Source organism: Hankyongella ginsenosidimutans (genome assembly GCF_005144965.1).
GTDB classification, from domain to species: Bacteria; Pseudomonadota; Alphaproteobacteria; order Sphingomonadales; family Sphingomonadaceae; genus Hankyongella; species Hankyongella ginsenosidimutans.
Genome location: NZ_CP039704.1, coordinates 2,277,980 through 2,302,981, shown reverse-complemented (window position 1 = coordinate 2,302,981; position 25,002 = coordinate 2,277,980). Strand labels below are relative to the sequence as shown.

Annotated in this window: 24 protein-coding genes, 1 tRNA gene and 6 pseudogenes; 14 read left to right on the top strand and 17 right to left on the bottom strand. The window is 62.2% G+C overall.

Annotation, left to right across the window (positions count from 1 at the left end; all coding sequences use genetic code 11):
* Positions 1 to 118: 118 nt before the first annotated feature.
* From uvrB to E6W36_RS13580, 3 genes and pseudogenes are all read left to right on the top strand, one after another.
* Positions 119 to 2,311: pseudogene (uvrB, locus tag E6W36_RS13590) on the top strand (excinuclease ABC subunit UvrB).
* Between the two features lie 344 nt (positions 2,312 to 2,655).
* Complete coding sequence (locus tag E6W36_RS13585; protein WP_222872936.1) at positions 2,656 to 3,942, top strand: DUF4439 domain-containing protein; 1,287 nt, start codon at positions 2,656 to 2,658, stop codon at positions 3,940 to 3,942.
* 119 nt (positions 3,943 to 4,061) lie between these two features.
* A complete protein-coding gene (locus E6W36_RS13580; RefSeq protein ID WP_222874500.1) occupies positions 4,062 to 4,424 on the top strand; it encodes a c-type cytochrome in 363 nt (120 codons plus the stop codon).
* A gap of 75 nt (positions 4,425 to 4,499) precedes the next feature.
* Here E6W36_RS13580 and hrpB read toward each other — a convergent pair.
* Positions 4,500 to 6,932 (bottom strand): annotated as a pseudogene (hrpB, locus tag E6W36_RS13575) (ATP-dependent helicase HrpB).
* A gap of 3 nt (positions 6,933 to 6,935) precedes the next feature.
* The gene (locus E6W36_RS13570) at positions 6,936 to 7,955 is read right to left on the bottom strand and encodes a polyprenyl synthetase family protein (protein ID WP_222872935.1); all 1,020 of its coding nucleotides are present in this window, start codon (positions 7,953 to 7,955) and stop codon (positions 6,936 to 6,938) included.
* 236 nt (positions 7,956 to 8,191) lie between these two features.
* Here E6W36_RS13570 and E6W36_RS13565 point away from each other — a divergent pair.
* The 4 genes and pseudogenes from E6W36_RS13565 to E6W36_RS13550 all read left to right on the top strand — a co-directional run bounded on the left by E6W36_RS13565 (position 8,192) and on the right by E6W36_RS13550 (position 10,210).
* A pseudogene (locus E6W36_RS13565) lies at positions 8,192 to 8,475 on the top strand (chorismate mutase).
* On the top strand, positions 8,472 to 8,693 hold the full coding sequence (locus tag E6W36_RS23615; protein WP_425459641.1) for a hypothetical protein: 222 nt from the start codon (positions 8,472 to 8,474) through the stop codon (positions 8,691 to 8,693). The pseudogene E6W36_RS13565 and the gene E6W36_RS23615 overlap by 4 nt, the downstream one beginning before the upstream one ends.
* A gap of 101 nt (positions 8,694 to 8,794) precedes the next feature.
* Positions 8,795 to 9,543: pseudogene (locus E6W36_RS13555) on the top strand (MlaA family lipoprotein).
* A 121-nt stretch (positions 9,544 to 9,664) separates the two neighbouring features.
* On the top strand, positions 9,665 to 10,210 hold the full coding sequence (locus tag E6W36_RS13550; protein WP_342776889.1) for a TadE/TadG family type IV pilus assembly protein: 546 nt from the start codon (positions 9,665 to 9,667) through the stop codon (positions 10,208 to 10,210).
* Here the strand turns inward: E6W36_RS13550 and E6W36_RS20920 are convergent.
* Entirely contained in the window at positions 10,207 to 10,335 is a 129-nt protein-coding gene (locus E6W36_RS20920; protein WP_281277340.1) for a hypothetical protein, read from the bottom strand. The two genes, E6W36_RS13550 and E6W36_RS20920, sit on opposite strands and share 4 nt — an antisense overlap.
* 496 nt (positions 10,336 to 10,831) lie before the next feature.
* Between E6W36_RS20920 and E6W36_RS13545 the strand changes: the two genes are divergently transcribed.
* From E6W36_RS13545 to E6W36_RS13535, 3 genes are read left to right on the top strand one after another with little or no spacing between them, the layout of a single operon-like run.
* Entirely contained in the window at positions 10,832 to 11,446 is a 615-nt protein-coding gene (locus E6W36_RS13545; protein WP_222872932.1) for a hypothetical protein, read from the top strand.
* A 9-nt stretch (positions 11,447 to 11,455) separates the two neighbouring features.
* Entirely contained in the window at positions 11,456 to 12,040 is a 585-nt protein-coding gene (locus E6W36_RS13540) for a TadE/TadG family type IV pilus assembly protein (RefSeq protein WP_222872931.1), read from the top strand.
* A gap of 13 nt (positions 12,041 to 12,053) precedes the next feature.
* Complete coding sequence (locus E6W36_RS13535) at positions 12,054 to 12,683, top strand: TadE/TadG family type IV pilus assembly protein (RefSeq protein ID WP_222872930.1); 630 nt, start codon at positions 12,054 to 12,056, stop codon at positions 12,681 to 12,683.
* Positions 12,684 to 12,699: 16 nt separating this feature from the next.
* Here the strand turns inward: E6W36_RS13535 and E6W36_RS13530 are convergent.
* From E6W36_RS13530 to E6W36_RS13520, 3 genes are all read right to left on the bottom strand, one after another.
* A tRNA-OTHER gene (locus tag E6W36_RS13530) sits at positions 12,700 to 12,773 on the bottom strand.
* Between the two features lie 42 nt (positions 12,774 to 12,815).
* Entirely contained in the window at positions 12,816 to 13,403 is a 588-nt protein-coding gene (locus E6W36_RS13525; RefSeq protein WP_246048347.1) for an MraY family glycosyltransferase, read from the bottom strand.
* Positions 13,404 to 13,405: 2 nt separating this feature from the next.
* Positions 13,406 to 13,849, bottom strand: coding sequence for an MraY family glycosyltransferase (locus E6W36_RS13520; RefSeq protein ID WP_222872928.1), 444 nt, complete (start codon positions 13,847 to 13,849; stop codon positions 13,406 to 13,408).
* Between the two features lie 420 nt (positions 13,850 to 14,269).
* On the opposite strand from E6W36_RS13520, the gene E6W36_RS13515 reads away from it, so the two are divergent.
* On the top strand, positions 14,270 to 14,869 hold the full coding sequence (locus E6W36_RS13515; RefSeq protein WP_222872927.1) for a YdcF family protein: 600 nt from the start codon (positions 14,270 to 14,272) through the stop codon (positions 14,867 to 14,869).
* A gap of 294 nt (positions 14,870 to 15,163) precedes the next feature.
* Here the strand turns inward: E6W36_RS13515 and E6W36_RS13510 are convergent, their stop codons facing one another.
* The 11 genes and pseudogenes from E6W36_RS13510 to E6W36_RS13465 all read right to left on the bottom strand — a co-directional run bounded on the left by E6W36_RS13510 (position 15,164) and on the right by E6W36_RS13465 (position 23,700).
* Positions 15,164 to 16,033, bottom strand: coding sequence for a nucleotide sugar dehydrogenase (locus E6W36_RS13510; RefSeq protein ID WP_281277339.1), 870 nt, complete (start codon positions 16,031 to 16,033; stop codon positions 15,164 to 15,166).
* A 64-nt stretch (positions 16,034 to 16,097) separates the two neighbouring features.
* A pseudogene (locus E6W36_RS20915) lies at positions 16,098 to 16,355 on the bottom strand (nucleotide sugar dehydrogenase); the annotation flags it as partial.
* Between the two features lie 127 nt (positions 16,356 to 16,482).
* The gene (locus E6W36_RS13505; protein WP_222872926.1) at positions 16,483 to 17,319 is read right to left on the bottom strand and encodes a capsule biosynthesis GfcC family protein; all 837 of its coding nucleotides are present in this window, start codon (positions 17,317 to 17,319) and stop codon (positions 16,483 to 16,485) included.
* A 14-nt stretch (positions 17,320 to 17,333) separates the two neighbouring features.
* On the bottom strand, positions 17,334 to 18,719 hold the full coding sequence (locus tag E6W36_RS13500) for an SLBB domain-containing protein (protein ID WP_222872925.1): 1,386 nt from the start codon (positions 18,717 to 18,719) through the stop codon (positions 17,334 to 17,336).
* A complete protein-coding gene (locus E6W36_RS13495; protein WP_222872924.1) occupies positions 18,716 to 19,045 on the bottom strand; it encodes a hypothetical protein in 330 nt (109 codons plus the stop codon). The genes E6W36_RS13500 and E6W36_RS13495 overlap by 4 nt, the downstream gene beginning before the upstream one ends.
* Positions 19,046 to 19,242: 197 nt before the next feature.
* The gene (locus E6W36_RS13490; RefSeq protein ID WP_222874541.1) at positions 19,243 to 19,722 is read right to left on the bottom strand and encodes a 4-(cytidine 5'-diphospho)-2-C-methyl-D-erythritol kinase; all 480 of its coding nucleotides are present in this window, start codon (positions 19,720 to 19,722) and stop codon (positions 19,243 to 19,245) included.
* Entirely contained in the window at positions 19,680 to 19,880 is a 201-nt protein-coding gene (locus E6W36_RS23610; RefSeq protein WP_425459738.1) for a GHMP family kinase ATP-binding protein, read from the bottom strand. The genes E6W36_RS13490 and E6W36_RS23610 overlap by 43 nt, the downstream gene beginning before the upstream one ends.
* A gap of 99 nt (positions 19,881 to 19,979) precedes the next feature.
* Entirely contained in the window at positions 19,980 to 20,627 is a 648-nt protein-coding gene (locus E6W36_RS13480; protein ID WP_222872922.1) for a tetratricopeptide repeat protein, read from the bottom strand.
* Complete coding sequence (locus tag E6W36_RS13475) at positions 20,624 to 20,818, bottom strand: hypothetical protein (protein WP_222872921.1); 195 nt, start codon at positions 20,816 to 20,818, stop codon at positions 20,624 to 20,626. The genes E6W36_RS13480 and E6W36_RS13475 overlap by 4 nt, the downstream gene beginning before the upstream one ends.
* Before the next feature lie 32 nt (positions 20,819 to 20,850).
* Positions 20,851 to 21,837, bottom strand: coding sequence for a tetratricopeptide repeat protein (locus tag E6W36_RS13470; protein ID WP_222872920.1), 987 nt, complete (start codon positions 21,835 to 21,837; stop codon positions 20,851 to 20,853).
* A 211-nt stretch (positions 21,838 to 22,048) separates the two neighbouring features.
* Positions 22,049 to 23,700: pseudogene (locus E6W36_RS13465) on the bottom strand (electron transfer flavoprotein-ubiquinone oxidoreductase).
* A 128-nt stretch (positions 23,701 to 23,828) separates the two neighbouring features.
* Here E6W36_RS13465 and E6W36_RS13460 point away from each other — a divergent pair.
* Genes E6W36_RS13460 through E6W36_RS13450 form a run of 3 tightly spaced genes read left to right on the top strand, consistent with a single transcriptional unit; the run spans position 23,829 to position 25,001 of the window.
* Positions 23,829 to 24,119 carry a hypothetical protein gene (locus E6W36_RS13460; protein ID WP_222872919.1) on the top strand — a complete coding sequence of 97 codons (291 nt, stop codon included), beginning with the start codon at positions 23,829 to 23,831 and terminating at the stop codon, positions 24,117 to 24,119.
* Entirely contained in the window at positions 24,116 to 24,622 is a 507-nt protein-coding gene (locus E6W36_RS13455; protein ID WP_222872918.1) for a uracil-DNA glycosylase, read from the top strand. The genes E6W36_RS13460 and E6W36_RS13455 overlap by 4 nt, the downstream gene beginning before the upstream one ends.
* 25 nt (positions 24,623 to 24,647) lie before the next feature.
* Complete coding sequence (locus tag E6W36_RS13450) at positions 24,648 to 25,001, top strand: hypothetical protein (RefSeq protein WP_222872917.1); 354 nt, start codon at positions 24,648 to 24,650, stop codon at positions 24,999 to 25,001.
* Position 25,002: the final 1 nt, after the last annotated feature.

Sequence of the window (25,002 nt, the reverse complement as noted above, 5' to 3'; positions counted from 1 at the left end):
TATACAGAGAAGCTTCGGGCTTTAAATCCGCACTGAGCATGCCACCCTGCTGTAGCGGATTGAAAGCCCGTTGCTCTAACGCTTGAGGGGTGCCGGGCATGCGTCCATATTCCTCTGCATGTCAGAAATCGTCATCCGCACCACGCTCGCCGATATCCCTCGCCCGGCGGCGTATTCCAGAAACCGCAGGTCGCGCGCCCCGCCAAGACGGAAGGCGGCAAGCGTTTCGAGCTGGTGAGCGACTTCCAGCCGGCGGGCGACCAGCCGGCAGCGATTGCCGAACTTGTGGCGCAGGCGGACGCTGGTGAGCGCAACCAGGTCCTGCTCGGCGTCACCGGCTCGGGCAAGACCTATACCATGGCGCAGGTGATCCAGCGGCTGCAGCGCCCGGCCATAGTCCTGGCGCCGAACAAGACGCTGGCGGCCCAGCTTTACGGCGAGTTCAAGAGCTTCTTCCCGAACAATGCCGTCGAATATTTCGTCAGCTACTACGATTATTATCAGCCCGAGGCCTATGTGCCGCGCAACGACCTGTACATCGAGAAGGAAAGCTCGGTGAACGAACAGATCGACCGCATGCGCCACGCGGCAACCCGCTCGCTGCTCGAGCGCGACGATGTGATCATCGTGGCCTCGGTCTCCTGTCTGTACGGCATCGGCTCGGTCGAGACCTACGCCGCCATGACCCTGACCGTGAAGAAGGGCGATACCATCGACCCGCGCGAGTTCATCCGCAAGCTGGTCAGCCTGCAGTACAAGCGTAACGAGCAGGCGTTCCAGCGCGGCATGTTCCGCGTGCGCGGCGACACCGTCGAGCTGTTCCCCGCCCACTATGAGGACGCAGCCTGGCGTTTCAGCTTTTCGGCGACGAACTGGAGAGCATCGTCGAGTTCGACCCGTTGACCGGCGAGAAGATCGCCGCGCACGACTTCGTGCGCGTCTACGCGAACTCGCACTATGTGACGCCGGGGCCGACCATGCAGCAGGCGATGGTCGCCATCCGCCATGAGCTGCAGGAGCAGCTCAAGCTGTTCCGTACGGCCGGCAAGCTGCTCGAGGCGCAACGGATCGAACAGCGCACCAACTTCGACCTGGAGATGATCGCCGCGACCGGCTCCTGCGCCGGGGTCGAGAATTACAGCCGCTTCCTCACTGGCCGCCTGCCCGGCGAGCCGCCGCCGACCCTGTTCGAATATCTGCCCGAGAATGCGCTGCTGTTCATCGACGAAAGCCACGTCATGATCGGCCAGATCGGCGGCATGGAACGCGGCGACAACAAGCGCAAGGTGACGCTGGCGGAATACGGCTTTCGCCTGCCTTCCTGCATCGACAACCGGCCGCTCAAATTCGCCGAGTGGGACGCCATGCGGCCACAGACGATCTACGTGTCGGCGACCCCGGGTGCCTGGGAGCTGGAACAGAGCGGCGGCGTCTTCGTCGAGCAGGTGATCCGGCCGACTGGCCTCATCGATCCGCCGGTCGAGATCCGCCCGGTGGAACACCAGGTCTCGGACCTGATCGACGAGGCGCGTGCCACCGCGCAGGCCGGCTATCGCACACTGGTCACCACGCTCACCAAGCGCATGGCCGAAGACCTGACCGAATACATGCATGAGGCCGGGCTCAAGGTCCGCTACATGCACTCCGACGTCGACACGCTTGAGCGCATCGAGATCATCCGCGACCTGCGGCTGGGCGCCTTCGATGTCCTGGTCGGCATCAACCTGCTGCGCGAGGGGCTGGACATCCCCGAATGCGGGCTGGTCGCGATTCTCGATGCCGACAAGGAAGGCTTCCTGCGCTCGGAAACCTCGCTGATCCAGACCATCGGCCGCGCCGCACGCAACGCGGACGGCCGGGTGATCCTTTACGCCGACAAGATGACCGGTTCGATGCAGCGCGCGCTCGCCGAGACCGACCGCCGCCGCGCCAAGCAGACCGCCTACAACGAAGCCAACGGCATCACGCCGCAATCGGTGAAAAGGCGATCGGCGACCTGCTGGCCCATGTGGCCGAGAAAGATCATTACACCGTCGATCTCGGGGACCCGGACGTCAACAATCTGGTCGGCCACAACCTCAAGGCCTACATCGCCGATCTCGACGAACGGATGAAACGCGCCGCCGCCGACCTCGAGTTCGAGGAAGCCGCGCGCCTGCGCGACGAAATCCGCCGGCTGGAAAGCGCCGAACTCGGCCTGCCGGTCGAGGCGCAATCGGCACCGGTCAAGGCCCGCGCCACCGGCGGCAAGCCCGGCACCCGCACCACCCGCTACGGCAAGAAGCAGCAGTTCAAACGGACGAAGCGCTGATCATGTCCGGATCAAGGACTATCACCAAGGATGAGGACCTGAACGTCCACCCGGGAGAAATCCTGCGGCTGGCACGGTATTTCAACATGTCGGATGGATTTTTCTGCATCTTCAGGTGCTATACGATTTATGCACCGCACGCCGCCTGCATGCGGACGCCATCGCCGCGATTGAGCCGCGCGCCGCCTGAGACCGTCGCGGCGGCAGCAAGCGCCAGCCCGCCACTGGCCTTTGTGATTTTCAGACGCTGCCGACGGCGGCAGCCTGGGCGCGGGTGAATTTCTGTATGCTCCGAAACCATCCGCGACCTCAGTCCGTCTAACAGGCGAAAGGGAGTTCGATCGATGGGCACTACCCCGCTACCCGATTATTCGGCGCTGCCGGACATCACCCTCGATGTCCTCGTGCACGCACGGGACAGGCGTGCGGTCGCTGAACTCACACGACGCTACAACCAGAGGCTTTTCCGGACTGCGTGGTCGATCCTCAGATCCACTCAGGATGCGGAAGAAGCCGTCCAGGATGCCTACATCAGGGCGTTCACCTCATCCGCACGCTTCGATGGCACATCCAGCTACGCCACCTGGCTGACCCGCATCGTCATCAACCAGTCCCTGGAACGCCAGCGCAATGCAGCGCGGCGAGCACGCCTTCTGGCACAGAATGACATAAGCGATTTGAGTGATGCCCGCGTCATGCGGGAGAATGCGCCAATCAGCCATCAGACGCCAGAGCAGGCTCTCGTACGCAGAAACATCGCCCGCCAGCTCGAGGCTGTGATTGCGCAGCTGAACGATACACTGCGGCTGGTGTTCGTAATTCGTGAAATCAACGGTCAGACCGTCGCGGAGACAGCTGAAATGCTGGGATTATCCGAGTCTGCCGTCAAATCCCGACACCTGCGGGCGCGCAAGCGATTACAAGAGCTTCTCGCACCGGAATTCAGGTCTGTGATCGATGAAACCCTGGCCTTCGCTGGAGAACGCTGCACGCGCCTGACTCAAGCTGTTCTCACCCGTATGTTTTCATCAACCCCAGCACGAAAACCTTGGAGCACGAAAATGAATGAAACTCTGATCCTCAACCGCCGCAAATTGTTCAGCGGCGCGGTTCTGTCCGCCACGGGCCTTTCGTTGGCTTTTGGCATGCCAGCCTCGGCCGTCGCAAAAAGCAACAATGCGCAAAATGACATCGGCGTGCTCAATGCGGCGATCGCCTTGGAGCATGAGGGCATTGCGGCTTATACTCTGGGTGCAGGCAGCGGCCTGCTGCAGCCGGCCGTACTGCAAGTCGGCGTGACATTCCGCAGCCACCATCAGCGCCATCGGGATGAATTGATCAAAGCCGTTCGCACTCTGGGCGGAAAACCGGCGGAGGCCAAGTCGGACAGCGAGTACGCAGCCGATCTTGATGCCGCATCGCTGAAAAGCCAGGAAGATGTGCTCCGTCTGGCGCTGAAACTGGAGCGCGGTGCGACCAACGCCTATCTGGGCCTGATCCCCGTTCTGACGGCGGTGGAACGCTATCACCTGGCTGCGCGTATGGCCGGCGACGAAGCTTACCATGTGGCGGTGCTTGCTAATGCCTTGGGTGAGCCGCTTCCCGCCGAGGGGCTGATTTTCGGTGCATAATCTGTATTCCGCTTCCTGGCGCTATCTGATGTTGCCAGGCCACCGGGGGCGTCCGTCGAAGGCACGCCCCGCAATCAAGCATGGGCCGAGGATGATCGCCGCCGCACTTTGGTCTCTTCCTGCTTCTTAGCGCGGTATTCTATTCGGTTGATGCCCATGCTCAGGACAGTCAGCGCGGCGAGAGACTTTACGAAGCACGCTGCGGTGGCTGCCACTCGCTCGACAAGAACCGGGTCGGGCCGATGCACCGCGGCGTTGTCGGTCGTAAGGTCGCTACAGTTGCGGGGTATCGCTACAGCAAAGCGCTGGCCGCCAAGAACTTCATCTGGGATGAGGCGCTCCTTGACGCCTGGCTGACAGCACCCGCCAAGCTGGCTCCGGGGACGGCCATGGGCTTCCGGGTTGCCGACGCGACAGACCGCAAGGATATCATTGCCTATCTGGCGGCGAACAGCCCGGCTAAACCGTCAGCATCGAGATAAAGCCAAACGATAAAAATACTACCCTGGAGTCTGACCGGTTGAGGTTGAAGCCATCATGCTTTCCGCCTCAACCGATCAGGCCCTCCGCTCATGTCCCCGCGGCTTGGCGCGGGTGGTGGCGGTGGCGATCGCTGGATCGTCCGGCCAGACATGCTTGGGGTAGCGGCCCTTCATCTCCGTCTTCACCTCGGCCCAGGAGCCGCGCCAGAACCCGGGCAGGTCCCGCGTGGTCTGGATCGGCTTGTGGCCGGGGAGAGCAGCACCAGAGTCAGGGGCTCGCCGCCCGCCATGGGATGCACCGTGAGCCCGAACAGCTCCTGCACCCGGACTTCGACTGCCGGGCCGCCCTGGGCCGTGTAGTCGATCGCGTGGCTGGTGCCGGCCGGCGTCTCCAGCCGATCCGGCGCCAGAGTCGCGAGCGCGCGGCGCTGTTCACGGTCGAGGCTGCCCTCAAGCGCCTGGCGCAGCATATCGGGTGCTATCTGGTCGAGCCGGCGTACGCCCGCCAGATACGGCCCCAGCCAATCCGCCAGCGCCGCCTTTAACGCATCGTCCGACCAGTCCGGCCAGTGCTCGGGACTGCGCGCATGCAGGAAGTTGACGCGCGCCCGCAGGCGCATCAGCGCCTCGGTCCAGCCAAGTACGCTGAACGCAGGGCCGGCAAGCCCCTCGATCAGGGCCTGCTGCACCAGCATTGGATCAGGGTTGAGGATCGGCTTTTCGGCAAGGGCTATTGCCCCGAGCCGCCGCACCCGCGCGGCGCGCACACTGCCGGTGCGCGGATCGAGCGTGACGTCCTCCTGCTCGATGATGCGTGGGTCGTCGTCGGCAACAGCGATCGGCGCCGCCAGCAGAATGGTGGATCGGTCAGCGCGTCCCGTGACTTCCGCAACCGCCAGCCAGGGTTCCCGCGCCAGCGGGTCGGCGGCGTCCAGGCTCGCGGCACGACCGTTCGCCATCAGATAGGTGCTGCGCCCTGCCCCGCGCTGACGGGCAATCCGCTCCGGATAGGCGAGTGCCAGCGCCCGACCGGCATCGTCCGGGTCCGGTGCCGCGCCGCCGCCGACCAGCGCCGCCCAGCGTCCGGCCAGCCTCAGCGCCTGTTGCGCCCGCGGGCTGCGATCCCGCTCGGCGGCACGCAGACGATGGCGCAGGTCGGTGTCGCGCCCGCCCAGGCCCCGCTCCGTCAGGATCATGGCGATGCGGGCGGCAAGCGGCGCATCCTCGCCGGACGCCGCCAGCATATGCGCAAGCCGCGGCGGCAGCGGCAGCTCGGCAAGCGTGCGGCCGTGGGCGGTGACGGCACCGTCCGGCGCCAACGCCCCAGCGCCTCGAGCAGGCTGCGCGCTTCCTGCAAGGCGGCCGCCGGCGGCGGGTCCTGCCACTTGAGGCTGAGCGGATCGCGCACGCCCCAGACCGCAAGGTCCAGCAGCAGGCCGGACAGATCCGCCTCGCGGATTTCCGGCGGGTCGAACGCCGGCAGCGCGCGGGTCTGCCCTCTTCCCACAGCCGTATGCACACACCCGGCTCCAGACGCCCGGCGCGGCCCCGGCGCTGGTCTGCAGCAGCCTGGGACACCCGCTCGGTCACCAGGTGGGTCAACCCGAGCGACGGGTCGTAGCGCGGTCGCCGCGCCAGCCCGCTGTCGATCACCACCCGCACGCCCTCGATTGTCAGGCTGGTCTCGGCGATCGCAGTCGCCAGCACGACCTTGCGCGGCCCGGGCGCAATCGCTGCGCGCTGCTCGGCCGGCTCCAGCGAACCGTGAAGCGGGTAGAGCGCGATACCCATCGCGTCCAGCTTTGGTGCCAGCCGCTCCGCTGTACGGGCGATCTCGCCGGCACCCGGCAGAAAGACAAGCTGGCTGCCCGGCTCTTCGCGCAGCGCCGCCAGCACGGCGTCCGCAACCGCATTCTCCAGTCGATCTTCCGCGTTTCTGGGCCGGTAGCGCGTCTCGATCGGGAACATGCGCCCTTGCGACTCGATCACCGGCGCATCGCCGAGAAGTGCAGCAACCCGCGCGCCATCCAAGGTCGCCGACATCGGCAGCAGCCGCAAATCCGGGCGTAACGCGGCCTGGGCATCAAGCGCCAGTGCCAGGCCGAGATCAGCCTCCAGCGCGCGTTCGTGCGCCTCGTCGAACAGGACGGCGGCCGTATCGGCCAGCTCCGGGTCCGCCTGGATGCGCCGGGTGAACACGCCTTCGGTCACCACCTCGATCGCGGTGCGCGCCGACACGCGTTGCTCCATGCGTACCCGGTAACCGACAGTCTCTCCCACCGGCTCGCCAAGGGTCGCCGCCATGCGTTCCGCCGCGGCCCTGGCTGCCAGCCGACGCGGGCTGAGCACGATCAGTTTGCGGTTTTCGCGCCACGGTGCATCGAGCAGGGCAAGCGGCACGCGCGTGGTCTTGCCAGCGCCCGGCGGCGCCACCAGGACCGCGCTGCTGCCCGCTTCCAGAGCGGCGCGCAGGCGCGGCAGGACCGCCTCGACCGGGAGGTCGGTCATCGCTCAGTAGGCGCGCTGAACGGTGAAGTCGGCAGCTTCGATGAGCGCAGCCTTGGCGGCGCTGTCCGGGAAGACGGCCAGTGCGTCGATCGCCCGCTCGCCGTAGAGATGCGCGCGCTTCAGCGTATCCGTCACTGCCTGCCGCCGGCTCATGATCGCGACGGCCTGCTCGAAGTCGCCGGGCTGCCGGTCCATCCTGACCAGCGTCCGGCGCCAGAACGCCCGCTCGTCGTCGTTGCCGCGCGCATAGGCAAGGATCGCCGGTAGCGTGAGCTTGCCTTCGCGGAAGTCGTCCCCTGCGGACTTGCCCATGACATCGGCGGTGGAGGCATAATCGATCGCATCGTCGACCAACTGGAAGGCGATCCCGAGATTGCGGCCGTAGGATTCAAGCGCGGCTTCCGTCGCATCGTCCCGCTCGGCGATTACGGACGCGACCTGGCAGGCCGCAGCGAACAACACTGCGGTCTTGCCGATGATGACTTCCAGATAACGGTCCTCGGTGGTGTCCAGATTGCCGGTCGTGGTCAGTTGGTCGACCTCGCCTTGCGCAATGGTCGCCGCCGCACGACTGAGGATGCGCAGTACCCGCAGCGAACCGTCCTCGACCATCAGCTCGAACGCGCGCGCGAACAGGAAATCGCCAACCAGCACCGTCGCCTTGTTGCCCCAGATGATGTTGGCGGTCTGCTGACCGCGGCGCAGGTCCGAACCGTCGACCACGTCATCGTGCAGCAGCGTCGCGGTGTGGATGAACTCGACGCACGCTGCCAGACTGAATTGCCGGGTGCCGCCGTAGCCGAGCAGCCGCGCGCTGCCCAAAGTCAACATCGGGCGCAATCGCTTGCCGCCAGAGGCGATCAGGTGGCCGGCAAGTTCCGGGATAAGAACGACCGGGCTTTGCATGCGCTCGATGATCGTCTGGTTGACGGCATTCATATCCGCCGCGACCAGCGCTTGCAGCTTGGCGACGGATGGCGTGCTCGGGCGTTTGATCTTGAGGGTGTGGACGTCAGCGTCCATGGCGTCTCTCCATTACTTCCCTATAGGAACCCGCGCCCAAGCTGCGCAAGCTAGTATCTTGGGCTTGGTCAATCGGTCGCGCGGCATTCGGATATTCGCAGCGCAAATACGCCAAGTTACGCCAGAAACAGTCTGTTCAAAGCCGACGCTTGCCTCAGTGGCCCATGGCGGATTATCAGCGGCGAATGTCTGGTTCCTGCCGACGCGCCGTCGGCCGTACCACCTGGAGCGCCGCGATGAGCGATGCCGTGCTTGCCGCATATCGGGACAGCATCGACAATATCGATGCGGCGTTGATCTATATGCTGGCGGAACGGTTCAAGATCACACAGGCTGTAGGGGCGCACAAGGCGGAGCACGGGTTGCCGCCCGCGGATGTCGACCGCGAGGCACGCCAGATCGAGCGCCTGCGGGCTCTGGCGGCGGGCGCAAAGCTGGACCCCGAATTTTCTGAGAAGTTTTACGCTTCATCATCACGGAAGTGATCCGGCACCATGAACAGCAGCGAACAAACGCTTGAAAAGCATCAGCATGCGTGCAGGTCACACCTTCACCAGCGCAGGAACGCGCCCCAGAGATTTCCAGGAGGTCATCATGGCGGTTAACAGGCACAAGACGCGGTTGTTATATTGCGCGGCAGTCTGCCTGCTGCTGGCGCTTCCCGCCGGCCCAAGCCTTGCTGCGGCCAGCATCTACGCTCCCGGCGAAGTCGAACGCGACGCCAATGGTGAACCCTGATCCTGGCGCAGGCGGACACGTCGGCGAACGACACCGCCACGCGCAACAGCCCGGACGAGATCAGCGATCCTTTCGAGCACTACAATCGCTTCATCTTCAAGGTGAACACTGGTTTCGACAATGTGCTGCTGAAGCCTGTCGCCAAGGCCTATCGCTGGGCGCTTCCGGGCTTTATCCGCCGCGGCATCACCAACGGCTTCAACAACCTGCAAGAACCCTTCACCTTCGTGAACGCCCTGCTCCAGGGTAAGGGCGATGTGGCCATGAAATCGCTTGGCCGCTTCATGATCAATTCGACCGTCGGTGTCGCCGGCCTCAACGACCAGGCCAGTCAATGGGGCGTCAAACGACAGGAAGAAGATTTCGGGCAAACCCTTGGTGTGTGGGAGTCGGCGACGGCCCATTCCTCATGCTGCCCTTCCTCGGGCCGAGCAATCCGCGCGATCTGGTCGGGTTTGTGGCGGAAACTTTCGGCAGTCCGTCAAACGTCGTGCTGTCCCGCGCGGTCGCCAATTCCATCGACTACGGCCTCACCGGCCTGCAGATCGTCGACTTGCGCACGCGCGCGCTCGATAGCGTCGATAAGCTGCTTGAGACCAGCAGCGACCCATACGTCGCCCTGCGGTCCGCTTATATTCAGCAGCGCCGCTTTCTGGTGAAAGACGGAGAGTCGACGATCACCATTCCCGCCGACGATGAATTTCTTGAGGATACGGCTCCCGCCGCACCACAGGATGGCGAGCATCCTTTGCAATCCAGTACGCAACAGCAGGTAATCGCTTACGCGGAAGACATTATGGAGCCGGTATATTATAATCCCGAACTGCATTCCGATTGTATTTCGGAGTGATTTTTGCGTTAACTCAATATTTTAAGAGATTTTCTTAGCAAGACGTTAACGCTGAGTACAGTAATCGCCTGAGGGATATGGTCGCGCGAAGTCTAATGCGGCCAGCGAACTCGAGGCGGTGATGATGACGGCGAATCCTCTTCGGCGGTATTTCCCTGGTGGTTTCAGAGCCATACTCAGGGATCGCGCGGGGTCGACGCTCCCGCTCTTTGCAGCGTCCATTATTCCGGTCATGGGCGCGATCGGCCTCTCTGTCGATGCGGGCCGTGCTTACATGGTGCAGCAGCGCGTCAAGTCCGCGCTCGATCTGGCGCTGCTGGCATCTGCAACGTCCGCGGCCACGCAGTCGGAACGGGATGCGACGCTCGAGCGCTATTTCGAGGCGAATTTTCCGGAAAACTACCTCGGTGCGAAGATCGATGGCTTCACCACTGTCGACCAGCGCCAGGCGGACGCACAAGGCACGACGGTCGATGTGACGGCCACGGTGAACATCACAATACCAACGACGTTCATGTCGATCTTCGGCGAAAGCTACAAGCAGTTGACCTTGAATGCGGAATCGCGCGTCGCGACCGCAGAGCGCGGCGACAAGCAGGCGCTGGAAATCATGATGGCGATCGACAACACCGGATCGATGGCGACGGCGGATGTCGGCGGGGACTAACCCGTATCCAGGCCGTCAAAAACGCCGCGCAAACCTTCACGGACATCATCTATAATGGCAGCTTCAAGCCCGAAAATCTGGCGGTTGGCATTGTTCCCTTTACCGTTATGGCCAACGTCGGCCACCTGCTGAAAGACGACCGCGTCAACTACTCCAGAGCGGCCGACTATGCAGACCGCACGGTATCGAACGCCTGGGGCTGGAAGGGCTGCGTCGCGGAAGACGGCTGGCTGGACCCGAATGCGAATTACGCAACGCGATCCTTCCCGAACAAGCGGACGAGCTACCTCAGTAATGATCGCACCGTGCTTGAGGCCAACGCCTACGACATGAATCTGGCGGATCCTGCCACCAGCGCCGCCCCGAAGTGGGACCCGCTGCTGTTTCCGCCCGTGTTGCAGCGCGCAACCGGAATCAAGCCTACTACAGGCCGCCAAGCAATGCGTTCGCAACCGACCCCGGAAATATCTGGAACAAAGCGATCCGCCGGGCCTACGCGTCGCGCGGCGCCAGCTTCATTCAGGCGGATAACACCATCAACATCACGACGTCCGGCTTGTTCGAGCGCACCAGCTCCAGCGCCCGCAGGTTTTACACGAAAGCGGTGGCGCAACGGACTGGGTGAGCGCCAACCAATATACGACCTCGACGCTCAGCAAGGCGTCTCCGAACTTCCACTGCCCGTCTGAGGCGCTGCCGCCGAAGTGGGGCGTCACCAAGACGACGGTAAGCACCTACATCTCGAACGAAAACTGGGCCTACAGCCCTGGCACGGGTACACTGACCAATGTCGGGTTCGCCTGGGCATGGCGCATGCTCAAGGCCAAGGACATGTTCAAGGACCTGCGCAACCATCCCGACGACTACCCGACCCGGCAGATTCTGGTGTTGTTTACGGATGGCATCATCGAGTCGTTCGACAGCGGCAACTACTGGAACGGCAAGCTCGACACCAACTACACACCTTACGGTACCTTCGAAGACAAGATCGCGGTCAATTCGACGAGTTCAAGCACCGTGAACGCCGCGATGGATCTGCGACTGGCCAAGGCCTGCAATGCCGCCAAGGCGACCGGCGTCGAGATTTACGTCATCGCGCTCAAAGCATCGACGGATACATATCGTCAGTGCGCAAGCGGCGATAACCACTATTTTGCGACCTACAACGCACAGGAAATTTCCGATGCGTTCGAGGCCATCGCCTACGATCTCGTTCCTCTGCACATCGTTCAGTAGGAGCCGGAAATGCAGCGAACCTCGCACGGCTTGCACAGGGACGACAGCGGCTCGTCGCTGGTTGAATTCGCGGTCATCGCACCAGTGCTTCTGGCGTTTCTGATCGGGATCGTCGACCTCGGCTACACGGGCTTCACCCAGGTCTCGCTTGATGCCGCCGTCGCACAGGCAGCGCGCGACGCGATCGCGACATCGAAGGGCTGCATCGACAACGAAGCCCGCGTGCAGACCATCAAAGACAGCATCACCGAGAGCATGAAGGGTTTTCTTCAGATCGAGGACCCCGAGATCACCTTGAAATCCTACGCCAACTTCAATTCCGTGCACCCGCCGGAACCGTTCACGGACATCAATGGCAATGGGAAATACGACCAGGGCGAGCCGTTCGACGACATCTTCATCCAGAACAGCGAATGGGATGACGACCCGGGGCAGATCGACGATGCCGGCGGGCCGGGCGGTATTGTGATGTATACGGCCAAATTTTACCTGAAGCGCATCGTCCCGCCCATTCGATACATCGAGCTTTCTGACCCAGTCCTCCAAGCCTCGACGATCGTGCGCAACGAGCCGATCGATTGTTCCGATAGCTGAGCGGGGTATTGTCATGAAGATCATGGACAGGGTGCGCTCGGCACTACGCGGCAACGAAAGCGGCATGGCGGTTGTGGAATTCGCGCTGCTCGTCCCGTTCCTGTCGCTCAGCGTCCTCATGACCGCGGATGCGGCGCTTCTGATCATGGCGACGCAGAAAGTGGCGCGGACCGCCGCCACCATGGCCGATCTCACCGCGCAGTCCGAGGCTGGAACCTCCGAGGCCCAGATGTCCGATGCGCTCGAGGCGGCAAGAATCCTGATGCAGCCCGGCAATCTGGACGAAGATGGCCGTGTTTATGTCACCGCTGTGCAAGGCGGCGCCAGTGGCATTGGAAACTTTATCCTCTGGCAGCGTTGCACTGGCGGCTTGACGACCGAGAAAAGCCAGCTCTCGAATGCAACCAATCGTGACGTCGAGCTGCCGGGCGGTATCCTGCTCGACCAGAACCAGCTCGTAATCGTCGCCGAGGCGTATCTGGATTACACCCCGATCTTCCCGAACGCCGTCTTCAAGCAGCAGACGATCCGGCAGGTGGCGGTCGCAAGGCCCCGGAATCTCAGTTTCACGCTGCTGACGCCTGACGGCTCAGACCCTCAGGACGCCTGCGGCAGCAATGTCACGCAGCCGCCTGCAAACTGATTGATCATCGAGAAGATGGCTGGGGCGCCAGGATTCGAACCTGGGAATGGCGGTACCAAAACCGCTGCCTTACCGCTTGGCGACGCCCCATCGTCGATGGAGTGGTGCAGATAGCCACAGTTTCTGCGTGGGTCAAGCAGTCACTCTGCCGGCTTCGGAACCCATCCGCTGGAAAACGACTATCGTCATCGTGTAGCTGACGACTGCCAGCACGAGTGCGAATAACCCCGCCTGCGGCAGCAGCAGGGTTACAAGACTGGGTATGCCGGCTAAAGCCCAATAATAGATTAAACCCTGCGGCCAGCCCAGGGTGCGGTGCAGATAATGGTGCAGATGCTCCCGGTCTCCCGCGAAAGGGGACCGTCCCTGCAGGCTGCGCGTCACCAGGAGCCGCAGGCAATCCAGGACGGGCACCGCGAACCAGACCAGTACATGGTCGGCCCTCAGTGTGTCGAAGTTGCGATTGTAGAGATTGATGGCCACCACGGCGATGATACAGGCCAAGCCATAACTGCCGCCATCTCCCAGGAACAGGCGTCCCTTCAGGTTGAAGGCCAGGGTGATACAGAGCGCGATCAACAGGCAAACCAACGGCATGAGCAATTCTGGTGTGGCGTGCCAGATCAGGCACCCCGTCCACATGATGCACAGGCCGATCACAATGCCGTTCTTGCCGTCGGCCATGTTCACGGCGTTGATGAAGCCGACGATACTCACCATCGTCACCAGAACCGCAACCGAACTGATGAAAACCGGCTGCTGCTGCCACGAGAAAAAATGAAATCGAGCGACAGATCGCGCGTCGTCGTCGCCGCTATCCCGATCGCGCCAACGGTGACCAGCAGTCGTATTTGCGGCGTCAACTCGAAACGGTCGTCCAAGATGCCGAGGAGAAACAGGCACGTGGCCAAAAGCGCCATCGAACTCACTGCATGCTGTGTAACAGCCTGAGAGCCCTCCATGCCGTACGCGACGACGGCCATCGCAACGAGAAAAACCGGCACCGCCGCCAACCCGCCAACGAGCGGCGTTACAATCGCGTGCCGTTTTCTGCCGCCGTAGGGATCCGGGTAGTCCAGCAATCCCAGACGGTTGCCGACAGGCCAGGCAAACCAGCTAATGAATACCGCATACAGCGCAGAAAATATCGCGGCGTACACCATCATCGCAAAATTTTTCCCACCCGCGCAAATGAACAAAGGTACGCATACTGAGTATTTAACGCATTGGATCGCGAATTTGATCCCTTCTGCGGCTAGTCGAATTACAAGCCATGGTCAAACATTCGATTAACACGCCGCAGCCCTGCAACCATACGCCGCATCTTACAGCGCCAGCAAGCGCACGTTGTATATTGGCCGAAAATCTGCTTTTGCTCCACCGTCGCGATTTTTGTCGCTATATGCCGGAATTGGCGAGGATTTTTGCACGTGTGGGTTTATGTCAGCCCGGCAAGCTGGCCGCTCTGGATTGCGCTTGGCTTTCTGGCCGCCACCCTGGCCATGCGACCCTCAAGGGTACGCAGTCTTGCGCGCGCGTTTGCGGCCTTATGTCTCGTCCTGCTCATCGCGCCGCTCGATCTGCTGATGCTGCGCCCGTTGGAGAGTCGCTACCAAAGACCAGAAAAGCTGCCGGAAAAGGCCATCGTCGTCATGCTGACGGGCAGCGAGAGACTGGCGTTATCAGAGTACAGCCGACTTTCGGAATATGATTCCGCAGCAGAGCGCGTGATCGCGACAGCGGAATTAGGTCTTGCCCATCGCGCCTGGCCGATCTGGGTCGTCGGTGGTATCCGAACCGCGAAAGGCCTGCGCGATGTCGACATCGCCGCGCGCACGCTTGGCCTGCGGATCGAGGCGGATCGCCTTGCCTTGCTTGACCGCAGCACGACAACCTGGACCAATGCGGTTATAGCCGCAAAGCTTTGGCGCAGCTTACCCCAGCCGGAACGCTTACCCATCGTTCTTGTTACATCGGCTGCACATATGCCGCGCGCCATACAGAGCTTTCAGGCGCAGGGACTGCAGCCGATCCCCTATCCTGTCGATTATCGCGCGCTGGCCTCAGACGTGCAGCCGACCCTGGATTTCGATATTCTTTCGACCCTTGGGCGTTACAGCACTGCCCTGCATGAATGGATCGGGCTTATAGCGTACAAATATATGTACGGTACTAAGGGAATTTAGGGTCAGGACTCATTAAGAATGAGGCCGTGGCGCTGGCGATTTTGGAGTGCAGGCAGGCGGGAGGGAGGCGAATATTGAACATATTCAACGACCGAGCAACAAACCTGCACGCCAAAAGCGCCGCGTCCTGCGGATGGCGGCACGCGGGCGATCCTCGTTGTTAATGGGTCCTGACCCTAGAGCCTTACAGCCTCCAGATTTGGTGCTCTGGGCCGAACTCGATGCGCCGCCATAAGCCTTTCAGGTCTGCGATCAAGCCTTTTGGTTTCAGCAGCCCAGCGATCTGCTCGCGATTCATCTGTGCATATACGGAATGCGGCACGGCAGCGACGAGGGCGTCATAGCGCTTGTCCGGATCTCCTGCGCTTTGGTGGAGATGTTCTGGCCCGCTGAGAATTTCGACACCATATTCATGTTGCGCCTCTTCCGGGAGGCCAGCGGATCGTGAATGTCGACGCTATGCCCAAGATGCTCCAGGCGGCGCACAACGTCGATGACTTTGGAATTGCGTAAATCCGGGACGTTTTCCTTGAATGTCAAACCAAGAACAAGAATCCGTGATTTTTGAGATATCTTGTCCGAAATAGAATCGGCAACATAGGATCCCATACCGTCATTGGTGCGTCTACCGGACAGGATAACTTGTGGATCATGCCCCAATTCTTCCGCCCTATAAGAAAGGTAATAGGGGTCAACGCCAATGCAGTGCCCGCCGACGAGCCCCGGCGAGAACTTCAGGAAATTCCATTTTGTCGCGGCTGCGTCGAGCACGTCGTAGGTCGAAATGCCGATTTTCTGAAATATCATCGCAATTTCATTCATGAATGCGATGTTGATATCTCTTTGTGCATTTTCGATGACTTTGGCAGCCTCGGCAACCTTGATGCTTGCAGCCCGAAACACACCGCCGCTCGTTATACTGCCGTAGATTTCAGCAAGGGCGTCCGTAACCTCCGGCGTATCGCCGGCGATCACTTTGGTGATCCGGTCTACTGTATGCTCGCGATCGCCGGGGTTGATCCGCTCGGGCGAGTAGCCGAGGAAGAAATCTACACCGTGTTTCAATCCTGAAACCTGCTCCAGTACGGGTCCGCAGATATCTTCCGTCACACCGGGGTAGACGGTGCTCTCGTAAACGACGATTGCATTGCGCCCCGGCTGCAAAGACCGGCGACCGTCCTGCTTGCAGACAGGACGGGCTTGAGATCCGGTTTGTTGTTGTCGTCAACGGGGTAGGAACCGTTACGATGTAAACATCGCTCCCTGCGCATTCTTCGGCATTAGCCGTCAACTTCAGGCTTGATGCGCGCAAGGTTTCAGGATCGACTTCCGCTGTCCGGTCGTATCCGCTGCGAAGTTCCTGAATGCGCTGGTTGTTGATGTCCAACCCGATGCAATCGAACTTGCGCGCCAAAGCGGCCGCGAGGGGCAGCCCGACATAGCCGAGGCCAACGATGGTAATCTTGGTTGCGCTCGTAATCTTCATTGCACCCTCGAGTATGAGCCTACAGCTCGATGAGCCGAAACCGTTAAAAATTAGCGGGCCAGGATGACAACAGTCGCCAGCGCCGAGGCAACCTGCGAGACAATCTGCGTAATATCGCGCGCAACATTCAGTTTGTAGAGCGGATCGATATTCTTCGGCACGACGATGGCGCTGCCTGGCGGCAAAACCTGCCTGCTCTTGCCCCAGAACGACGTTTTACAGGTTCGGCGATACCGTTTGGATAGACGATGAAGGTTCTTTTGTCGTCAGCCGTCGACTGGACGCCGCCGGATTCGTCAAGGTAATCCTTGGCAGACTTCCTCGGTGAGAACTGCAGCGCCGTCGGATTGAGGACATCCCCGAGCGTCAAAACAAAATTCGGGCGCTTGGGCATGAAGATGGTGTCGCCCGGTTCGAGCACGGTATCAAGGTCAGGCCGCATGGCGAGCACCCGCGGATCCGCTTCGACGACCACGCGCCCCGGCGGCTCTGTGCCGGCGATGCTCTGCGAAAGCTCTTGTGCGGCGATGATGGCGTCCGCAGAGATATCCTTGCGCGCTGCAATCGACAGCAGGCCGGTGTTTAGCTCTTTCAAGGCGCGTTGCAGCCCCTCACGCTGCGCAATGCGCACGCTGGCGCGCGTGAAGACGGCACCATAAGGAAATGCCTGCGACGTCACCCCCTGCCCGTTTGATAAGCTCGGAGAGCTTTTCACCCTGCGCACGGGGTAAATCCCCGGTTGCGCGAATTCACCACTCAGCAGGACTGCACCCGATTCGAAGGCTGACGCATTCGAGGTCACACGGACGGAGTCGAATGGCGTGACGATAAGATCAGCGCTCTCGGTCCATTTGACTTTCTTGGCGATGCGATCCTGCACGCCGTCGCCCGCGTGAATAACTTCCAGTTGGTCGTCGTCGCGCCGGGACGCGCGCCCGCCGGCGACCGAGACCAATTGCTGCACGGAAATATTACCCGCTACCGGATATGGGCCAGGCGCCTCACGTCACCCGTGACCGGCACGGCCTGCTCGATCAGAAATGGAAGAATATCCGGAAAGCGCTCGAATATCTGCGGGCAAACTGCCGGATCAAGATCCTGCGCGCTGAATTCCAGCACCTCCTCTTCGCCCTCGCCCGACTTTTTATCGCCGCGCCCAGCGATCGTCTTCTGATCGTCGAAGGACGAAAGTTGATCGACTGCTGCCTTCCGTCGCGATGCGGATAACGTGGTTTTCTCCGGTGCCTCTCCCGCCAGCTTTTGAACGAAGGGCACAAAGGCGCGGTTCACGGCGGCGAAGCGCTCGCCTTCGCTGTCCCCTGCTGCCCGTGCCAGCCGGTTCAGCGATGTGCAGCGATATTGCGGTTGCCGCGGCCCCAGCACGACGGAACGCACGGCTGGCGAATGCAGAAACGATATATCCGTGGAACTCAACAGGATAACCCTGTCTTCCGAGCGCAGGGACACATCGGTCGATTTCGAGAATACGGAAATCAGGCTGATAGCGTCCAGATAGGGCGTCGTCGTCTGAGGATCCCGCCGCTGCAGAATGACCAGAGGCGTATAGGTATCCGTCTTCAGGGCGTCGAGCGAGACGAGAAGCCGCCCAACCGTTGGCGCTTCGCTCAGAGCCCGCGGCCCTGCTGCATCCGTATGGCCGAGCAATTCGACAAAGCCCCTGGTCTGGCCATAGCGCGGCACAACCGAGATCGCGTCGCCGGCCTGAACGGCATCGCCTGACCTCAGGGGCACCGTGGTGAACGCACCAAGGCTGGAGCGCGCACGCTGGGCGCTGGAGGAACTGCCGCCGGGCACAAGCTCGCCGCCAGCGATCCGCAGGGCTTCCTCAACCGACACGCTCGTCCCGGGTCGCAGTTCGTAGATGCCGGGTCGCACGACGGCCCCGGTTACGGCGAAGGTCGGGCCAAGCGCCGGCACGATGATCCGGTCGCCATCCTGGAGCTTCACCTGGCTGCTCGCACCGATGCCGAGCAAACCGTAGAGATCGAGCGCAATGATCCGCCCGCCCCGCTCAATACGTACCGCGCGCAGACTCCCGCTGCGGCGGATGCCGCCGGCGCGGCCAAGGGCTGAGATCGCATCACTGAGGGCTGTCATGCGGTACTGACCCGGACGAAGCACTTCCCCTGCGACCGTCACGGCAATCGAGCGGACGCCGCCGAGCGAAACATAGGCCTCGGTGCCGATCATGACGCGTCGCGTCGCGCTTTCGATTTCGTTGCGGACCTGCCCGAGCGTGCGGCCGAGCACGGAAATCGGCGGAAAGTCGGGAATATTGATAGTCCCAGCGCGGTCGACGCGCACCGTGGAAGAGCGCGATGTCGGCCCTTGAAAGACAATCACCAATTCATCGCCGACGCCGAGTACATAGCTGTCGTCGACGCGACCGGTAACCGGCTCCCCGGCTGGCTGTTGCGAAAGAGATCGTAGCCGAATTGCTGCAGTTTCGGGTCGTTCAGGCGCTTGCGATACGCCTCTTCGATCGGCGTCGCCTGACGGAGCGTCGAGAGCTGATCGCGTGCAATCGCAGCGCGCAGTTCCAACTCTTCTGGTGTGAGTACCTGGGTTGCCGGGTTCGCATCGCCGCGGGACAGGCTGCGGCCTTCATCACTGGCGCCTTCAGTCTGCGCGCCCTGTCGGCCGCTGTTTTTGAGGAATTGGTCGACCAACGCGGGGTCGACATTTTGCGCATGCGCCTGCGGGCACGCGATAAAAGTGCCGCAAGCATTGCGAGGCTGACAAGAAGCAATCTTTGCAGAAAGGGCAATTCCAGCGGGGAATGGGCCATTGAAATTTTGCGCTCGGATGGCGCACGTTTGCTGTCATTGTCATGCTCTGTAAGCGCCATTCGGCTTGAAACTGCCGTCTAGTCACGCATCCGAGCCCCGTCAAGGAAGCGGTAAATAACCGGCCAGCCATTACTGTAGGCGGCATATCTCTGCCCAGACATCCGGAAAGGCGGCGAGAACGCGCTCTTTGCGGCTTGCGCGCTCAAGGCATCGGGATAGAGCGCAAAGCTGGTCGGGCCAGAGCCGGACAGGCGCGAAAGCTGAACCTCCGGTGTCTGCGCCAACAGCGCGAGCTGCCGACCCAGATCGGGATTGAGCTGGCAGGCTGGCACCGCAAGATCGTTATGCAGCGCGGAAATTTCGCTCAGGCACCAGGCTTCGCGCCGGATATCTGCGAGGTGTGCCGTAAACGGCGCTGCGCTGGCCTTGTAAGCGCCAAACACCGCTGGCGTCGGCATCGGCTGCGGTGGTTTGACCAGCAGGACCCACGGCTGTGCATCCAGTGTTGTCGGTGTCAGTGTCTCGCCGACCCCTGGCCGAGGCAGGTGCTTGACCAAACGCAAGCCGGAACGTCAGCCCCGACCACGGCCGCCAAGTCCGCGAGGCGTTCAAGGGGCAAGCCAAGGCCGAACATACGGTTGAGAAGGCGTAGTGCCGCGGCTGCATCCGCCGACCCTCCACCCAGACCGGCCGCCACAGGAATATTCTTCACGATCCGTATGTGGAGCTTGGGCAGATCGCGCCCGAAAAGGGCGGCGGCGGCACGTTGGACGAGGCTGTCGCCTTCCGCTTGAGAGAAAACGCCTGCGGCCCCTCAACCGTCACACGAAAGGAGTCGGCAGGCTCCGCAATCAGTTCGTCGCCGAAATCGACGAATGCGAACAGCGTCTCGAGCAGATGGTATCCGTCCGCACGACGCCCGACGATATGCAGAAAGAGGTTGATCTTGGCCGGAGCGAACTCCCGGTCCAGCACGATATTCGACATAGAGGCTGCCTTTAGCTCGGCCGATCGTTCGAGTCCGCATTTTCGGCCAGCCCGAAGATGATTTTTCATCCAGCCGCGCCGACTGCTCGGGCTCCGCGTCGAGGCTTTTCGCAGCGTTCCAGCGGAAACGCGCTTCCAGCAGCCTGCCCACACGCCAATAGGCATCGCCGAGATGCTCATTGATGGTCGGATCACCCGGTTCGATAGCGACGGCGCGCTCCAGGGTCGCAACGGCGGCGTCCCACTGCTTAGCGCTATACTGTGCCCAGCCAAGAGAGTCGACGATATAGCCGTCATCGGGGCGCTGGCGCAGCGCCGCCTCGATCATGTTTCGGCCTTCACTCATATTGGCGCCGCGGTCGATAAAGGAATATCCAAGATAATTCAGGACATTGGGTTCGTTTGGCTGCAGGGCGAGCGCCTGACGCAGGTCACGCTCGGCTTCCGGCCAGCGCTGGAGGCGCTCCAGTGTCATGCCGCGCAGATAATAGAGCCCCAATCGGCCTGCTTCGGCTGGCCCGCGAGCGCAATGGCTTTGTCGTAGGCGACAAGGGCCTTGGCGAAATCGCTGGCGCCGCGATGCAGGTCGCCGAGACTCACCCAGAGCTCGACACGATCGGGCCAGCGCTGCAAAGCCCGCTCAATGATCGCAACGGCTTCAGGCACCCCGGCTGCATCGCGCGCGATATCAGCCCGGGTTAACCAGACGCGCGTGTTGGTGATCGATGTCTCGGCCAGGAGTCGAGCGCAGCCTTTGCTCCGCGTACGTCGCCGCTGGTCCGCAGCAGATCGGCGAGCACCAGTGCCGCCTCGTCGAGGTCCGGTTCGGCATAGCGCGCCATGCGCGCGTAGTTGATGGCGATTGGCGTCGCCTGCTGCCGGCCGAGATCGGCGGCGATGCGCAAGAGAACTTCCGCCACCCCTTCCTGCGGCGTAGCGACAAGGCTGCGCACCTTCTTGTTGGAGCGGAGGCGCTCGATCGCCTCGCTCAGGCGTCCATCGCTCTGCCACCCCTCGATACCCTCGGCTTCCTGCAGAGCTGCCTTGCTCCCCTCGGCTGCCTGAATGGCAGCGATCAGATTGACCTTCGCGCGCGCGCCGCTGGCCACGCCAGGCGGCACGATCCGGCGCAGCAAGTCTTCCGCCGCCTTTTCGTCGCCACTTGCAAGCTTCATGTAGGCCAGATGCTCGCGATAATAGCTCTCGATGAAGCCGTCGCCATCGCCGGGGGTCACAATGTCGAATGCGTCGCGGGTCTTGCCTGAGCCATAGACGGCCCAGGCCTTGATAATACTGCCAACCAGCGATTCGATGCCTTCGCTCGGCAGCTGGTCGACCAGCGAAATCGCCTCCTCCCAACGCTTCGCGCGAACTGCATCCACCGCGCGCAGAACGGTAAGGGTCCCGAAATTCTCGTCGTCCTTGACCAGGGTCTGGCCAATTTTCAGAGCGGTATCGATCTCGCCAGACCCCAGTGCCAGCTCGAAGGTCCTTCGTTGCAGCAGGCGATTGTCAGGCGCGTAACGCAGTGCCCTCGTAAAATAGTCGGTGGCTTGCTCGAGGTCTTCCTCCGCCCAGGCATGGCGGCCCTGGACATATTCGTTGAGTCCAGAGCGATAATTGCCCGCGAACAGGCTGGCCGGCGCGCGCGCGCAAGCCGGCGTCGCCATGAGCAGGAGCAACACCAGGGCATCTCTCCTGAAATGCAACCCAAGGCCGGGATTCGGTGCCAAGCCGCACGTAAGGAGGAAAGATGCTTTCGATCGAAGGGTGTATGGAGCAACTTTGGGCTTTAAACCCGCTTTGGGCAGGCCCACGGACTGAAGCGGATTTAAAGCCCGTTGATCTAGCGACTTTGCTTGCCGTCTTTTCATATCGCTCGGTCGCCTGCCTGAATTACATGTTCGGGTATGTCGGGCCGCCGCCGCCTTCCGGCGTCACCCAACGGATATTCTGGGTCGGGTCCTTGATATCGCACGTCTTGCAGTGAACGCAGTTCTGCGCGTTGATCTGCAGGCGCGGATCGGCTCCCTCCGCATGCACGATTTCATACACGCCCGCTGGGCAGTAGCGCTGCTCCGGTGCGTCGTACAGCGCAAGATTCACGCTGATCGGCACGGAGGGATCGCGCAGGGTGAGGTGCACTGGCTGATCGTCTTCATGGTTGGTCCCGGAGAGGTAAACCGAGGACAGCCGATCGAACGTTATCGTGCCATCCGGCTTGGGATACGCGATCTTCGTGCTTTGAGCCGTCTTCGTCAGCTGGCTGTGGTCCGGCTTGTGCCCGAAGGTCCAGGGCACCAGGAAACCAAGTCCGAGTTCATTCAGCCACAGATCGAGGCCGGCATAAACCGTGCCCCAGAAAACGCCGAATTTCGCCAGCGCGGGGCGGGCATTGCGAACCGTGAACAGGTCCTTGGCGACCCAGCTCTGCGTGAGTGCAAGCCGGTAGGCGTCTAGGCTGGCCGGACCCTCCGCCGCCAGGGCGTCCACGACGGCATCGGCGGCCAGCATCCCAGTCTTCATCGCATAATGGCTGCCCTTAACGCGCGGCACATTCACAAAGCCTGCCGAACAGCCGATCAACGCCCCGCCCGGGAAACTGACGTTGGGGATCGATTGATAACCGCCTTCGTTGATGGCGCGCGCACCATAGGCGACCCGCCGCCCGCCCTCCAGCAATGGCTTGATCGCCGGATGCAGTTTGAAACGCTGCATCTCCTCATAGGGAGACAGGTGGGGATTGTGGTAATCCAGCGCCACGACAAAGCCGATGGCGAGCTGGCCGTTCTCCTGGTGGTAGATGAAGCCGCCGCCCGCCACGTCGCTCAAGGGCCAGCCCTGGGTGTGGATCACGAGGCCTGGCTCATGCTTCTCGGGTGCGATATCCCAGAGTTCCTTGATGCCGATGGCATAGGTCTGGGGTTCGACGCCTTCGCGCAGCTTGTACCGCGCGATCAGTTCCTGCGCGAGGTGACCGCGAACACCCTCGGCGATCAGGGTATAGCGCCCCTCGATGGCCAGGCCGGGCTGGTAGGTTGGCTTGTGCGATCCATCCCTAGCGACGCCCATATCGCCGGTAATGACCCCACCGACCGAGCCATCGTCCCGATACAGAAGATTTGCCGCCGCAAAGCCGGGAAACAGATCGACGCCCAGCGCTTCCGCCTGCTCCCCAGCCATCGGCACAGGTTCCCGAGCGACAGCGTGTAACAGCCGGCATTGCTCATCAATGGCGGCATGAACAGGTGCGGCAGGGAATAGCGCTTGCCTTCGGTCAGCACCCAATGCTCGGTTTTCGTGACGGGCACGCCTATGGGTGCGCCGCGCGCCTGCCAATCGGGGATCAGTTCATCGAGTGCTTTCGGATCGAACACGGCGCCGGACAGAATATGGGCACCGATTTCCGACCCCTTCTCCAGCAGGCAGACGCTGATCTCGCGACCCAGTTGCTGGGCCTTCTGCTTGATTCGGATCGCCGCAGAGAGCCCGGCCGGACCTCCACCGACGACGACCACGTCATACGTCATTGTTTCGCGTTCCGTCATGGCGGCATTCCCCAATCGTTGTGCATATTATCGGCGCATCTTGAGCCAAAGCTTTATGGGAGCCAAGGGGACGGATTGTCCATACCCCGTCTTTTCTGCGAACTTTGGGTTGACCACCCCGTGCCGAATTGACCACAGTCCGCGCCATGACACCGACGTTCAGTCTTCGGCAGGCCACCAGCGCGCTCGCATGGTGGTTGGAGGCGGGCTGGGATGCCGCCATCGACCCGGAAACGCGTCTGTTCGGGGCACAGCAGTTCGCGACGCAGCAGTTCGCGACGCAGCCTGCGCGTGCGCAGGACCCAGCCCCGCCGCGCCCGCACCAGGAAATCGCCGGGGTGCAGGACCTCGCGGCCTTGCGTGCCTACATTGAAGCCTTCGAAGGGTGCCCGCTGAAAAGACGGCGACGAATACCGTGATCGCGGACGGCCTTGCCGGCGCCCGGCTGATGGTGATCGGCGAAGCGCCAGGCGCGGAGGAGGATCGCACCGGCCGACCCTTCGTTGGGCGCGCTGGCCAGCTGCTGGACCGGATGCTGGCTGCGATCGGGCTCGACCGCAAGGCCGAGACGCCGGACCGCGCCGCCTATATCACCAACATCGTCTTCTGGCGGCCGCTCGGCAACCGCGAGCCCAACAGCGCCGAGGTGGCATCCTGCCTGCCGCTCGCCCTGCGGCACATCGAACTCGCCAGGCCACGCGCCATCCTGGCGCTTGGCGGCGTCGCCACCAAAGCGCTGCTGTCAACCGAGGCAGGCATCACGCGCGTGCGCGGCCGCTGGGCAGCACTCCACCTCAACGGCGTCGAATACCCCGTGCTGCCTAGCTATCATCCGGCGTTTCTGCTGCGCAAACCCGCGGGCAAGGCTCAGGCATGGGCTGACCTGCTGATGCTGAAGACCTTCCTGGACGCCGCCGCATGAAGCTGTTGCTGACCGGTCTTCTGCTTTGGGGCCGAGCCTTGCCCATGCCCAGTCCGCAGGGGACCTGCCAACCCTGCTCCACGCAGGGGACGCCAGCCGCTACCGCCAGGCATTCGACCTGATCGACCGGCACAAGCTCAAGGCCGTGCGTGTAATGCTGCCGGAGCTTGATGGGCCACTGCGCCAGACGGTCGAGTCCGAGCTGCTGCTCCGGGGTTCCGCGCGATCAAACGAGGTCCAAGCCTGGCTGGCCAACAACGACGACGCGCCGCTCGCCCCGATGATCGCACGGCGGGCAGGAGTGCCCGGCTTCGACGAACCCGCCCTGCCCCGGATCGCAAACCGCGTTTCGGCGCTGGCCTCGACCCCAGCGGCCTGAA

Coding starts and splice junctions, on each gene's coding strand:
- E6W36_RS13550 (WP_342776889.1), top strand. CDS start 9,665: ATGATGACGGCGAATCCTCTTCGGCGGTATTTCCCTGGTGGTTTCAGA.
- E6W36_RS13585 (WP_222872936.1), top strand. CDS start 2,656: ATGGGCACTACCCCGCTACCCGATTATTCGGCGCTGCCGGACATCACC.
- E6W36_RS13535 (WP_222872930.1), top strand. CDS start 12,054: ATGAAGATCATGGACAGGGTGCGCTCGGCACTACGCGGCAACGAAAGC.
- E6W36_RS13515 (WP_222872927.1), top strand. CDS start 14,270: ATGCTGCGCCCGTTGGAGAGTCGCTACCAAAGACCAGAAAAGCTGCCG.
- E6W36_RS13480 (WP_222872922.1), bottom strand. CDS start 20,627: ATGACACTGGAGCGCCTCCAGCGCTGGCCGGAAGCCGAGCGTGACCTG.
- E6W36_RS13525 (WP_246048347.1), bottom strand. CDS start 13,403: ATGGTGAGTATCGTCGGCTTCATCAACGCCGTGAACATGGCCGACGGC.
- E6W36_RS13570 (WP_222872935.1), bottom strand. CDS start 7,955: ATGGACGCTGACGTCCACACCCTCAAGATCAAACGCCCGAGCACGCCA.
- E6W36_RS13520 (WP_222872928.1), bottom strand. CDS start 13,849: ATGATGGTGTACGCCGCGATATTTTCTGCGCTGTATGCGGTATTCATT.
- E6W36_RS13540 (WP_222872931.1), top strand. CDS start 11,456: ATGCAGCGAACCTCGCACGGCTTGCACAGGGACGACAGCGGCTCGTCG.